At 64.2% G+C, this 12,455-nt stretch carries 13 protein-coding genes; 5 read left to right on the top strand and 8 right to left on the bottom strand.

Annotated elements, in window-relative coordinates:
* Positions 1–41: 41 nt before the first annotated feature.
* The 8 genes from AC1D34_RS13045 to AC1D34_RS13010 all read right to left on the bottom strand — a co-directional run bounded on the left by AC1D34_RS13045 (position 42) and on the right by AC1D34_RS13010 (position 7,678).
* Positions 42–350, bottom strand: a complete 309-nt coding sequence (locus tag AC1D34_RS13045) for a hypothetical protein (protein ID WP_441491006.1) — start codon at positions 348–350, stop codon at positions 42–44.
* Between the two features lie 31 nt (positions 351–381).
* Positions 382–642, bottom strand: coding sequence for a hypothetical protein (locus tag AC1D34_RS13040; protein ID WP_441491005.1), 261 nt, complete (start codon positions 640–642; stop codon positions 382–384).
* 69 nt (positions 643–711) lie between these two features.
* Positions 712–933, bottom strand: coding sequence for a hypothetical protein (locus AC1D34_RS13035; protein ID WP_441491004.1), 222 nt, complete (start codon positions 931–933; stop codon positions 712–714).
* Positions 917–1,225 carry a hypothetical protein gene (locus AC1D34_RS13030; RefSeq protein WP_441491003.1) on the bottom strand — a complete coding sequence of 103 codons (309 nt, stop codon included), beginning with the start codon at positions 1,223–1,225 and terminating at the stop codon, positions 917–919. The genes AC1D34_RS13035 and AC1D34_RS13030 overlap by 17 nt, the downstream gene beginning before the upstream one ends.
* Before the next feature lie 320 nt (positions 1,226–1,545).
* Positions 1,546–2,889, bottom strand: coding sequence for a glycoside hydrolase family 130 protein (locus AC1D34_RS13025; RefSeq protein ID WP_441491002.1), 1,344 nt, complete (start codon positions 2,887–2,889; stop codon positions 1,546–1,548).
* On the bottom strand, positions 2,882–5,167 hold the full coding sequence (locus tag AC1D34_RS13020) for a glycosyltransferase family 4 protein (RefSeq protein ID WP_476824427.1): 2,286 nt from the start codon (positions 5,165–5,167) through the stop codon (positions 2,882–2,884). Before AC1D34_RS13020 ends, AC1D34_RS13025 begins: the two co-directional genes overlap by 8 nt.
* Positions 5,164–6,123, bottom strand: a complete 960-nt coding sequence (locus tag AC1D34_RS13015) for a class I mannose-6-phosphate isomerase (RefSeq protein WP_476824426.1) — start codon at positions 6,121–6,123, stop codon at positions 5,164–5,166. The genes AC1D34_RS13020 and AC1D34_RS13015 overlap by 4 nt, the downstream gene beginning before the upstream one ends.
* Positions 6,124–6,943: 820 nt before the next feature.
* On the bottom strand, positions 6,944–7,678 hold the full coding sequence (locus AC1D34_RS13010; protein ID WP_476824425.1) for a glycerophosphodiester phosphodiesterase family protein: 735 nt from the start codon (positions 7,676–7,678) through the stop codon (positions 6,944–6,946).
* 122 nt (positions 7,679–7,800) lie between these two features.
* Here AC1D34_RS13010 and AC1D34_RS13005 point away from each other — a divergent pair, with 122 nt between their 5' ends.
* The 5 genes from AC1D34_RS13005 to AC1D34_RS12985 form a co-directional block, all read left to right on the top strand.
* Positions 7,801–8,577 carry a MurR/RpiR family transcriptional regulator gene (locus AC1D34_RS13005; protein ID WP_476824424.1) on the top strand — a complete coding sequence of 259 codons (777 nt, stop codon included), beginning with the start codon at positions 7,801–7,803 and terminating at the stop codon, positions 8,575–8,577.
* 84 nt (positions 8,578–8,661) lie between these two features.
* Positions 8,662–10,257 (top strand): ABC transporter substrate-binding protein, encoded by a 1,596-nt coding sequence (locus tag AC1D34_RS13000; RefSeq protein ID WP_476824423.1) that lies wholly within the window; start codon positions 8,662–8,664, stop codon positions 10,255–10,257.
* Complete coding sequence (locus tag AC1D34_RS12995; RefSeq protein ID WP_476824422.1) at positions 10,254–11,117, top strand: ATP-binding cassette domain-containing protein; 864 nt, start codon at positions 10,254–10,256, stop codon at positions 11,115–11,117. Before AC1D34_RS13000 ends, AC1D34_RS12995 begins: the two co-directional genes overlap by 4 nt.
* Positions 11,114–12,106: an ABC transporter ATP-binding protein gene (locus tag AC1D34_RS12990; protein WP_441490996.1), complete on the top strand. Its 993-nt coding sequence runs from the start codon at positions 11,114–11,116 to the stop codon at positions 12,104–12,106. Before AC1D34_RS12995 ends, AC1D34_RS12990 begins: the two co-directional genes overlap by 4 nt.
* Positions 12,103–12,455: glycerophosphodiester phosphodiesterase (locus AC1D34_RS12985; RefSeq protein WP_476824421.1), on the top strand; the 353-nt coding region annotated here is incomplete at its 3' end. The genes AC1D34_RS12990 and AC1D34_RS12985, both read left to right, overlap by 4 nt.

Below are 12,455 nucleotides of genomic sequence, written 5' to 3'. Positions count from 1 at the left end.
CGAGCGACGCCCGCCGATCGGCAGCATCGCAGGCGAGATGATCAATGGTGCCAATTCTGCGGCGCACCAGGCAGATCTCCCGTGACCTCGACATGGGCGGCGCCGGTCGTCGACGGAAATTCCCGATAGGAGAACCTGAGATCGAGGAGATGGCCATCATCGGTCAGCAGCTGCACATCCGCGCGGCCGAAGACGGTCTTCAGTGCGGGAAAGGCCAACCGGACCTCGCCGCAGCTGGTCACTCCGATCGGATGCTGGAAGAAACCTTCAAAATCGTAAGATGCACGGCCGATCTTGATGCCGTTGCTCATCAGGGCGCCTCGCCCCGAGATTCCACCGAGATAACGCATGATCGTTTCACTTCACGGTTCATAGGCGTGACTAGGCCTGCTTATCCTTCTCCAGGGCAGCTGTAAGTTCGATCGGATCCACGAGGATGATCTGCGAGGAACCGCGTGAAAATTCGATAGCCGGGATCTGCAGCATCGTGGAGGTCCGGCGGAAGGCTCGGAACGACACGCCCACGATCTCTTCCTCGTCGGTGACGACCCGATAGGTTCCGGCCGGCTGAGGATCCGACAGCGCGCTCAACCTGAAGGGATGGCTGAACGTGATCTCCGTTTCGGTGGTCCGGTCCGTCATGATCCGCACCTGTCATTCCCTGCCAATGCTATCAGAGCCGCCGGCTCGGCTCTCTTCCGGACGCCACGGTTATTTCAGGTTGCCGAAATGGTTCGTTTGCGTAACGCCGGCGCGGATCTGGAGTTCTTCGATCGCGCGCTCGTGACCATCGGCGCCGCGCACCCGATATTGCCGCTGTCCGTTCTCGCTCGCCGGAAGTACCCGAATGATCTCGTATTTTCCGACGCCGGTTCTGTCGAAGAAGCCAAAAGCCAAGCTGATGACATCGCCTGCCTTATAATCGGTTGTCATGACGTGTGTCCTCGATGCCCGATCCGTTGCGCGCCTGCTCATGCGTCGGCGAAGCCAGGTGACCGATGAAGGCCGCTCCGTCGTCGCGATGGCCCATGATCACAAGATCCACGACGTCTCCGTCATCCTGAATCAGATGAATCGGAAAGGCGAACTGGAGAGGGTCTGCCCGGCTCAGGTTCGCGACAAGATGCCCGGAGCACATGTCCTTGGCAGTCCGTGACGTTCTGAAGCTGAATGATGCCGGCTGACGCGTGCCGTTGCGCCAGATGATCTGGCCATTGCCTTGCAAGACGAAAATCCAGTGCCGACCGGCGCCACAATGACACCGCGACCCGCTCTCGGTTCAGTGCGAAGGGAGGCGACAATCCACTACGCGCTTCTTTCAGTCGCTAAGCAAGTGCGAAGGCCGCGTCATCTTCGCACATACATCGATCCAGGCCCTCGGTCGATTGTCTCAACCCTGATTTGCTTGATGATTTCAATTCTGCCGGTCTGGCCGAAGGCATGACATATGACGACATCGATGCTTACTTTGAGCCAGGCGCGGGCGGAATCTTTTTCCAGCCTGCGTAGCCGGTTTCTCTCGCGAGCCCGTGCCCGGAAGACTTCCTAGCGTTCCATGGCGCCCATCAGCGCAGCGATCCTGATCGTCGCGAAATTGCAGAACGTATCGGAGACCGCGTAGGGCAGGACGATGTGGTCGTTATGGCGTATCGCGCCGCAGGTGTAGACGACGTTGGGAACATAGCCTTCGCGTTCGGACGGCTCCGGCCGAACCAGCGGCTCGCGGGACCGCGCGAGAACCTTCGACGGATCCTGCTTGTCGAGAAGAACCGCTCCGATCGCGTATTTCCGGACGGGCCCGACACCATGGGTCAGTAGCAACCAGCCCTCGTCGAGCTCGATCGGCGACCCGCAGGTGCCGATTTGGACGAACTCCCATGGGAATTGCGGTTTCAGGATCACGACACCGCCGTTCCAGGTGAAAAGATCATCGGAATAGATGAGATAGAGGTTCTCGTTGTCCTGCCGCGCGATCATGGCGTAGCGCCCGTCGATCTTCCGAGGGAACAGCGCCATGCCCTTGTTCGTCGCGGCCGTCCCCCGCAGGGGTGACAGCCGAAAGGACAGGAAATCGCTGGTCTCGATCAGTTCGGAGCGGATCGCCCGGCCGTTATAGGCCGTGTAGGTCGCCCGAAACACCGTCCTCCCATCTTCGTCGAACGCGACGAAGCGCGCGTCCTCGATGCCGTTCGACTGAGAGGCGGTAATGGGAAAGATCACCCGTTCGCTGATGTCGCCATCGGGCGAAAAGACGACCTCGACATCGTCGCCATCGAGACGCGCCATCCGGTTGCGCAAGGTGGCGATCGAGGCCAGGCGCGATGTCGGATCGACGCTGACGCTGCCATCGCTGGCGATCGAGCCGGAGCGGAACGTCAGGGACGAGATATGGCCCTCGCCAACGGCGCGTACGCTCAGGATGAAGCGGCGCCCGCCTGGAGGAGCGCCGGACTGATCGGGGTGGGAGACGATGCTTGGATTGAAGAGAGCCGCTGCCTCGAACGAATATTCATGGAGGAAATAGGCGCCGACGAGCTGACGCTGAATCCTGGTGAAGTCGCAATGCGTCGCGAAGGCGTCCTCCATTTCGTCGGCGCGCTGCTCGAATTTTTCCAGCAGGTTGCGGTGCCGGCCTTTGAAATTCTCCAGCACGTCGGCGAGCAGGCCTTCGGCCGTATCGCAATCCAGCGTCAGGACCCGGTCGACGATATGGTTCGCCCGGGTCTTGTCGACGGGGTTGAGGTCCCTCGGCTCGGTCGTGGGACCGAACCGGCGCACGACGACTCTGGAGGGATCGGGGCGCAAATACAGGGCCTGGCGGTTCAGGAAGGCGGGTTGGGACAATGCGACCCCAGTCTGTTTGTGCGCGATCGCCGAAGGCTCAGGCATGCAAGGCCCGAAGCGGCGCCAGTTTCGGGCGGTCCCCGCTGATGCGGGCCTGCTGGCGAATCTCGGCGAGGCTGAGAAGATAGGATACCACGGATTCGCCCCCGCGGTTCTCGTTTGCGCGGTCGCGGTGCAGGCCGTCCCGGCAGGCGCCGGTATCAAGAWCGACCAGCGGCACCGAGAGGTCGTTGTGGCCGAGGAACCAGGCGAAGGCGCGTGCGGCCTCGGTCCGCCAATGCGGATCGCCATCGGCCCGACAGGCTGCGAGGCAGGCCGAGATTGTCGCCGTCGCCTCCAGCGGCTGCTGATCGAAGGACCTCGGTGCACGGCGCTTGTCGCCGAAACTGTCGGAGCCGACAGGCCTGAACAAACCCGCGGGCGTCGTCTGCAGATCCGCGAGCCAGCGCAGCGACCGCAACCCGGCCTCGAGATAGGCTGGGACCTTCATGGAGGTACCGGTTGCGATCAGGGCCTGGGGCAGGCGCGCGTTGTCATAGGAAAGCCCGTCCTCGAACCACACCCAGTTCGGTGTCTCGACTGCCGAGAGCAGGGCGAGCAGGCGATCGGCCAGCAGTGGGCGCAGCCAGATGGCGGTCGGCGGCGCCCCGGCGACGGCGCAATAGGCGTCGAGGCCGAGCAAGGTGAAGCCCCAGGCGCGGGGCGAGGTGAAGCTCTCGACGATGGGCAGGGCTTGCGCGAACAGGGCGGCTGCCCATTGCCGGCGCGACGGGCTGACATCGCTGCGCGCGCATTCGCCCAGCGCCCAGAGCGTCCGGCCATGACTGTCCTCGGAACCCGTATCTTCCAGCCAGCGCCGGTCGAAGCTCATGAAATTGCGGAAGCGTCGCGTGTCGGGATTCCAGGCGTGTTGGACGAAGGATGCGTAACGCGCCGTCAGCGCGTCCGTAAGCTGCCGTTCGCCGGTGCTGCTCAAGGTGCAGGCGAGGAGTAGCGCGCGGGCATTGTCATCCACGCAGTAGCCATGCGCGCGATCCGGCACGGAATGGACGGCATGCTGGAACAATCCGGTATCGTCGCACATGGACAGGAGATGTCCTGTCTGCATCTCCGGAGGCGCAGGAATCTGCGGCGAGGGCGTTGCCATGATGGGGCTGGCGACGACGCTCAGCACCCGGCCCCGACGCGCCGTCTCAAACGCGGCGAGATAGCGCTTGGCCGTTCGWTCCCAGGTCATCGAACGGCTGCTGGCATAGGCACGCAGCCGCATTGCCTGGCGCCTGTCGACATCGGTCAGCAGTCCCGCGATCTCGTCGCCGATGGCAACCGCATCGCCGAAGGGCACCAGAATGCCGCGCCCATCAGCGAGCAGTTCCTGGGCGTGCCAGTAGGGCGTCGAGACGACGGCTTTCCCGAGGCCGAAACTGTAGGCCAGCGTGCCCGATGTCATTTGCGCCTCGTTGAGATAGGGCGTGACATAGACATCGCACATCGAGATGAAGCCCAGTAGCGTCGCCTGATCGACGAACTGGTCGAGGAAGACCACATGATCCTCGACGCCGAGTTCGCGCACGCGGCTCATCAGGCTGGCGCGATAAGCCTCGCCCTGGTCGCGAACGAGATTGGGATGCGTTGCACCCAGAACCACATAGACCGCATCGGGGCGACGCCGCAGGATCGCCGGCATCGCGTCGATCATCACCTCGATGCCCTTGTTGGGCGACAGCAGACCGAAGGTTAGGATGACGGAGCGGCCACTGAACCCGAGCCTGGCCTTGGCGTCGTCAGGTGCGAGAAAGGCGACGTCGGGAATGCCGTGCGCGATCACCTCGATCTTGTCAGCGGGGAGTCTGTAGACTGTCCGCAGCAGGTCGCGGCCCTTCTCGGCCATGACGACGATGCGCGTCGAGGCGTCGACAATCTGTTCCATGACATCGCGCTGCACCGGCGTCGGCTCGGACAGGACGGTGTGGAGTGTGGTGACCACCGGCGTCTTCAGCCGCGACAGCAGCGCCATGATGTGGCCGCCGGCCTCTCCGCCGAAGATGCCGAACTCATGCTGGAGCGAGACGATGTCGAACCGCCCGTCATTCAGGAAGTCGGCGGCCCCTGCATAATCCTCCAACCGGTCGTCGCCGACCTGATAATGGACGGAGCGTGGATAGTCGTAAGCATGACCATGGTCGTTCATGGCCACGATCGAGGTTTCGAGATCCGAGCCCGACAAGGCGACCGCCTGTTGCAAATCCGTCGTGAAGGTCGCGATTCCGCAGCGACGCGGAAGCGAATTGCCGATGAAGGCAATGCGGTGGAGCGGGCTCATGGTCGGGCCTCCGTGAAGGGGTTGGACGGACCCGCCAGCGCCGGGAGCGGCAGGGGCGGCTGGGAAACGGCGTCGCCTGGCGCATTCGCATCATGCGCAGAGACGGCATGCAAAAGGTCGGGGCAGGGGCTTGTCGCGTCATAGGCCACCAGACAGGTCAGGCCTTCGCGCCCCGCCTTGATGCGCATGCTATCGGCCTCGATGAAGCAGCCCTCGCCGGCGACTGCTTGGAACGCCCCGAGCCTGGCGGTGCCAGCGATGATGACCAGCCAGGTCTCTCTGCTTGCACTGAGGTTCCAGACCGATCCCGAAGCCAAATCAAACCGCTCGAGGACGAAATACGGGCTCGCGACGAGCAGGGTCCTGCCATCGCCAAGATGCCGCACTGGGGCTTGCCCTGCGGCGGGCCCGGCCTGGGCCGCTGCAACGCCGTGCTCGATGTGAAGTTCGCGTTGGCGGCCATGGTCGAACAGGCGGAAGGTCGTGTCGCTTCGCTGCTGGATTTCCGCGAGGACAAGCCCGGGGCCGATCGCGTGGATCGTTCCGGCCGGCACGAAGATGACGTCGCCCTTGCAGGCCTTGCGCCACTGCACGAGGTCGGTGATGGAGCCATCCTCGATGGCGGCCCGCAGTTCTGCGGGCGTATGGGCCGATTTCAGCCCGACGCCGATCGTGGCATCCGGTGTCGCGGAGAGAATATACCAGGCTTCGGTTTTGCCGTGAGGGAGCCCCATAGCTTGCGCGAAAGCGTCGTCCGGATGCACCTGGATCGACAATGCCTCGCGCGTGAACAACAACTTGAGCAGCAGGGCGGGCTCGGCCGCGTGAATGTCGCGGCGTTGAAACCAGAGTTCACCGATGGCGACGCCGTCATGCGCGACCTCGCTCCAGGGCAGGAGATCGGTCGACCCCCAGGGTTTGGGCATCGCATGTACACAGGCCTGTTCGAGCGCCATATCGGTCTCCTGGTGCGCATCGCCAGTGATCGAGCGACGGCTGTCGATCGATGCGGCAATGGTCGGCGACGGCTTTCAATGGCGCCTGGCGAGGGACAAAAGGCCCGCCGCAGGCAGCATCATGCGCTCGTTGGGCGCATCGAACAGGCCACATACCGCTCCAACGCTGGAACAGGACTGCGGCCCGGATAGCAGGATGATCGCGCGTCGCGCGGTCCTCGATGGATCAGGTGCTCCGCTTCATGGGAGGACCTGCGCGCCAGGGCTGAGACCGGCTAGCACGGCTCGGTTCTTAGCAAGGGTGCGTGCAGACGGATCTCATCATCCATTGCGCGTCGCCTCGAAAGGCACATGCCCTCATTCGGCAGAGCTGCACGACTGACGCCATGCCGGAACACGCGGCCCGCAGCATAAAGTCTGGCCGCACACGATCGTTCCCGGCCTTGCCCTTGAGCTGGCCCCAAGCGGCCGGCGCACACCAAGGAGTGTCGCCACCAAAATAATGGCGCTTCCTGACATGAGAACAATTCACTACGGACGAGATTTAACCTAAATTATGAACTGGATTTGAAAAGCATCAAGAAAGTTGATTGCGCCGCTATATAGCGTGAATATCTCAGGAAAGATCCATAATTATTTTTGGGATGATGCCGACGTTCAGGATGGGATCCAATATTGGGAGATTGGATCGAGGTTTTTCAATTCAGTATGAGGGCCAGCGTGCCGCCWTGGTTGGCATGGCGGCACCCCTTCGAGACCGGAATCGGGAAAGATCGGATGGATCGGCAAGACGCAGCAGAGCCCGCGCAGTCCGACTTGCCTATGGCCTTAGGGCGACGGCGAGGTCCGGCCGATCCGTTGTGAAGGCGCTTACGCCCGCGGCGAAGGCCTGCTTGATGTCCGCCTGCTCATGCACGGCAAAGAGCCCGTAGCGGATCGCCTCACGCCGGCAGATCTCCGTGTCGGTGTCCTGGGCTTGCGAGATGCGCACCGCAATCTCAGGAACGCCCGCCATGCGAGCCTTTCGGCACAAGGCGCCAAGATCTCGCGTCGGCGCGGCGAGCGTCTTCTCGGCGATCAGCCAGATCAATGGCGTGGCTGGCGCCAAGCTGGACAATTCTTCCAGCGTCGCGATGTCGAACGCGGTGAAGGTCGTCCGGTCGAGCAGGCGCCTTTCCGTGAGCACTTCGACGATCTGGGCCTCGATCCCGGGATAGCGGCTGCCGTCGTGCCGGTTCTTCAGCTCGATGCGCAGCTTGATGCCGCTCGGCTCGAGAATGTCGAGCACCTCGTCAAGGGTCGGAATAGTCTCGTCGCTTGTGCGCAGCAGCGCCACCTCCCGGAGCTCGGCCCAGTCCTTGTCCGCGATCGCTCCGGTGCCGGCAGAGGTTCGGCCGAGCAGCGGATCGTGATGGACGACCAGCACGCCGTCGCGACTGCGATGGATGTCGAACTCGATGAAGTCGACAGCCATCGCGGCGGAGTTGCGGAAGGCGAGGCGGCTGTTCTCGGGCCAGAGTCTGGCGCCGCCGCGATGAGAGGCGATGTCTGTCATGTCACCGTCACAGTCCAAGGGGTTTTCTGCGTTGCAAGATAAATTGCGATATCAAGGTTCAGCAATTTATCTTGCATAGCTCCGAAGAGCTTGTCTACCTTGGGCGGCATGGGGAGGGTTGCATGAGCCTGACGGAGATTATCGCGGCGCACCGGGACGAACTGACCGAAGCCGATCGGCGGCTGATCGAGGTTCTCCTCGCTGACCGGACAGCCGGCAGCTTTCTGCCGGCGCACAAGGTCGCAGGGCAGGCCGGCGTGCATCCCTCGACTGCGGGCCGGCTCGCGCGCAAGCTCGGCTTTGCCACCTATCGCGACATGCGCGGCGCCTTGCAGGACGCGGTCGTCGCCGATCTCGACGCGTCGGGCGAAATCCGTGCCCTGAACGCGCTGGCTGCGCAGATTTCGGATGCCGATATCATTGCCGCCGCCGGTCTGCTGCGCGACGCCGGGCGGATCCTGGTGGTCGGCGAGGGGCATGCGAGCAGCCTTGCCGACCTGTTCGTGCGCCGTCTCGTCAGGTCCGGCTACAGGGCGGCAGTGGTCGCCCATGCCGACTGGCAGGCGGCTGACCAATTGCTCGGCCTCGCCGCCGGCGATGTCGTCGTCGCCCTGGTCTTTCGCCACGAGAGTCCGGCGGCCGCGCGGATCATCGCCTATGCGCAAGGCATCAATGCCGGAACGCTCTTGATCACGGACCGGCGCACGGGTGTGCCAAATTGCGACGCGCAACTCGTTGCCGACCGTGGCGAGCAGGGCGAATTCCATTCGCTCACCGTCCCGATGGCGATCTGCAACACCCTGATCCTGGAACTGTCGCGCACCGACCGCGGTCGCTCGCTGAAGACGCTGGCAAAGGTCGAGACGCTGCAACGGATGTTTCGCGGCAAGCCGGGATAGCGGCTGCGGCGTCGCGCGTGATCGGACGACTGAACAAGGCCCCCGTAGTGGGGCGACCCATGGGAGGATGCAATGGCAAGAGCGATGAAACGCAAAGCCGGGCTTTGGGCTGTGCTTGGCGCGGGGCTGGCAGTGTCCGTGCAGCCGAGCGCGGCGGCAACAGAGCGGCCGGCCCTCACGGTGGCCGTGAACGAACTTGCGCGCTCGCTCGACCCCGGCGAGAACACCGGCAATGTCGACGTCCGGGTCTATTACTCGATCTTCGATACGTTGATCCGGCGCGATTTCGCGCATCCGACGGCAGACGGCGGTGCAAAACTGGTTCCTGGGCTGGCGGAAAGCTGGTCCTGGAGCACGCCGWCCACCTTCGACATGAAGCTGCGCCGCGGCGTCGTGTGCCATGATGGCAGCCCGTTCAACGCCAATGACGTGCTGGCGACGTTTTCTGCCGACCGGCTTTGGGGGGCGAAGCCCTATTATCCCGATGGCCGCGTCTATTTCGGCAATTTCACCAATGTCGAGAAGCTCGACGAATTTACGATCCGGATCACGACGGCCCAGCACGACCCGATCATCGAGCACCGCCTGTCGAGCTACATGTCCTTCGTCATTTGCGACGAGGCCTGGAACAAGTTCAGGACGGAGGGTGTCGAAGCGAAGACCTGGATGGATCAGGCGGCCAAGGCGCTGCGCTGGAAGCCCGTCGGCACAGGCCCCTATAGCTTCGTCGACTACCAGAAGAACGACCGCATCACGCTTGCCGCGTTCGATCGCTATTTCGAGGGCGCTCCCGCCGCGAAATCCATCACCTTCCGCTCGGTTCCGGAGGTCGCAGCCCGTGTCGCCGGTCTCGTCGCGGGTGATTTCGATATCGCCGTCGAGATCCCGCCGGACCAGTGGGACGGCCTCAAGCGCTACAAGGATGTCACGCTGAAGACGGAGCCCCTGGAGAACAGCCATGTGCTCCAGTTCAACACCAACGACCCGGTGCTCTCCGACAAGAAGCTGCGCCACGCGATGAGCCTGGCGATCGACCGCAAGGGGCTGATCGACGCCCTCTGGAAGGGCCAGACCTATGCGCCCAACGGCCACCAGCTGCCGAGCTTCGGGCCGATCTATGTGAAGGAGAACAAGGGCTATTCCTACGATCCCGTGTTCGCCAGGAAGCTCCTCGCCRAGAGCTCCTACAAGGGTCAGGAGATCTCCTACCGGCTGATCCCGAACTACTACCTCTATAATGTCGAGGCCGCGCAGGTCATCCAGGAGATGTGGCGCGCGGTCGGCATCAATGCGCGCATCGATTTCGTCGACAGCTTCAAGGATGTCCGCAAGCCCGGTGCCCAGGTCTTCGCCTGGTCGAACACCTATCGCGTGCCTGATCCGGCAGGCGCGATCCTGACCCTGTGGGGCCCCGACACCGACAACCAGAACACCTGGAAATACTACGGCGCGAGCGCTGCATTCAACGAGGCCGCCAGGGAGCTGCTCGCCGAGACCGAAGAGACCAAGCGCAAGGCGCAGTTCGCGAAGCTGCTCGTTGCCTTCGAGGACGATATGCCGATGACGATGCTCTACAACCCCGTCACCGGCTACGCGCTGAAGAAGGGCATTAACTGGACGCCCTATAGCCAGTACTACATGGACTTCCGCCCCTCGAACCTGTCGATCGGCGCGAAGTGACGGACACGGGCCGCATCACGGAAACCGGCGAGGGGAGCGACACGCTCCTCTCCGTCGAGGATTTGACGGTCGGCTTCCGCACCGCCGCCGGCTATGCCGACATCCTCCATTCCGTCTCGTTCTCGGTCCGTCGCGGCGCCACGACATGCGTCGTCGGCGAGAGCGGCAGCGGCAAGAGCGTCTCCTGCCAGGCCGTGCTCGGCTTGCTGCCGCGGAACGGCCGGCGCGTCGGCGGGCGGATCCTGTTCGAGGGGCGCGATCTCGCCCTGGCGAGCGAAAGCGAGCTGGAGACGATCCGTGGACGCGGCATCGGCATGGTATTCCAGGRCCCGCTCGGCTCGCTCAATCCGCTGCACACCGTCGGCACGCAACTGCGCGAGACCCTGCGGCTGCACAGCTCGCTCTCCGAGTCGCAGCGCCAGGCGCGCGAGCTCGAGCTGCTGCGGATGGTCGGAATTCCCGAACCCGCACAAAGATTGGCATCCTATGTCCACCAGTTTTCCGGCGGCATGGCGCAGCGCGTGATGATCGCGATGGCGCTGGCCTGCGAGCCGCGCCTGCTGATCGCCGACGAGCCGACGACGGCACTCGACGTGACGATCCAGGCGCAGATCCTCGACCTGCTCAACCGGCTCAAGGCCGAGCTGGGCATGGCGATCCTGTTCGTCACCCATGATCTCGGGGTTGTCGCCGAGATGGCCGACGATGTCGTCGTGATGCGCCACGGCCGCGTGGTCGAGGCCGGCCCGGCCGAGCGCATCCTGCAGGCGCCGGAAGCGCAATACACGCGCGAGCTTCTGGCCGCGATGCCGCGCCTCGATGTCTCCGCGCCGGTCTATCGCGAGCGGGTCGCCTCATGAGTGAACGGTCGGAACCGCTGCTGCGGGTCTCGAAGCTGCGTCGCCATTTCGGCGGCGGACGCTCCTTCTTCCGGTCGCACCGGACGATCCGCGCCGTCGAAGATGTCTCGCTCTTGCTGCGGGTCGGCGAGACGCTCGGCCTTGTCGGGGAATCCGGTTGTGGCAAGTCCACGACCGGCCGGATGATCGTCGGGCTCGAGCGCCCGAGCGGCGGCGAGATCGTCTTCAAGGGGCGCGATCTTGCCGGTTTGAGCCCGGGCGACTGGCAGCGGCAGCGCCGCGACATCCAGATGATCTTCCAGAATCCGCAATCGGCGCTCGATCCGCGGCTGAGCATCGGCCGGCAGATCCGCGAGCCGCTCGACCTGCACGAGATCGGAGATCGGGCCGGGCGGGATGCCGAGGTCGCGCGCCTGATGCGGGCGGTGGCCCTCCCGCCGGAAACGGCCGGACACTTTCCCCATCAGATCAGTGGCGGCCAGGCGCAGCGCGTCGTCATCGCGCGCGCGCTGGCCATGAAACCCAGCCTGATCGTCTGTGATGAACCGGTCTCGGCGCTCGATGTCTCCGTTCAATCGAAGGTGACCGAACTCCTGCGGGAGCTGCAGGAGCGGTTCGACATCGCCTATCTCTTCATCTCCCACGATTTGCGCGTGGTGAAGCAGCTCTCGCACCGCATCGCCGTGATGTATCTCGGCCAGATCGTCGAGGAGGGGCCGACGGATCCGGTCTACCGGCAGCCGCTGCACCCCTACACGATGGCGCTTCTGGCCGCGATTCCCGATCTCTCCGCGCCCAGGCGCACGCGATCGGCCCGGCTCATGGGCGATCCGCCGTCGCCTGCCAATCCGCCCCCGGGCTGTCATTTCCACACCCGCTGCCCCTATGCCCGCCCGCGTTGCTCCGCCGAGATGCCGGTGCTGCGGGAAGTCGAGGGTGGCCGCAGCGTCCGCTGCCATTTCGCCGAAGAACTGAGGGCAGAATCGTGAACCGGCCGCTTGTCATTGCCCATCGCGGCCACTCCGCCGGCTACCCGGAGAATACGCTGGAGGCCTATCGGGCGGCGATCGCCGCCGGGGCCGATCTCGTCGAGACCGATGCGCGCCTGACGGCGGACGGCGTCGTCATCGCCGCGCATGATCCGGATCTGGCGCGGCTGGCAGGCAGCACGGCGGCCATCGCGACAACAACCCACGCGGAGCTGGCGACGATCGCGCGCTCGAGCGGCATCCGGCTCGCGACCCTGGCCGAGGCGCTCGCAGCGATCTGCCCGCATCGACAGGCCCTGATCGACGTCAAGACGCAGGATCTGACGATCATCAACGCTGTGATCGCGGT

This window comes from Allobosea sp. P1_A7, from assembly GCF_056406775.1.
Note: the sequence above shows the minus strand (reverse complement) of the source record. Positions and strands in the feature narration are given on the sequence as shown.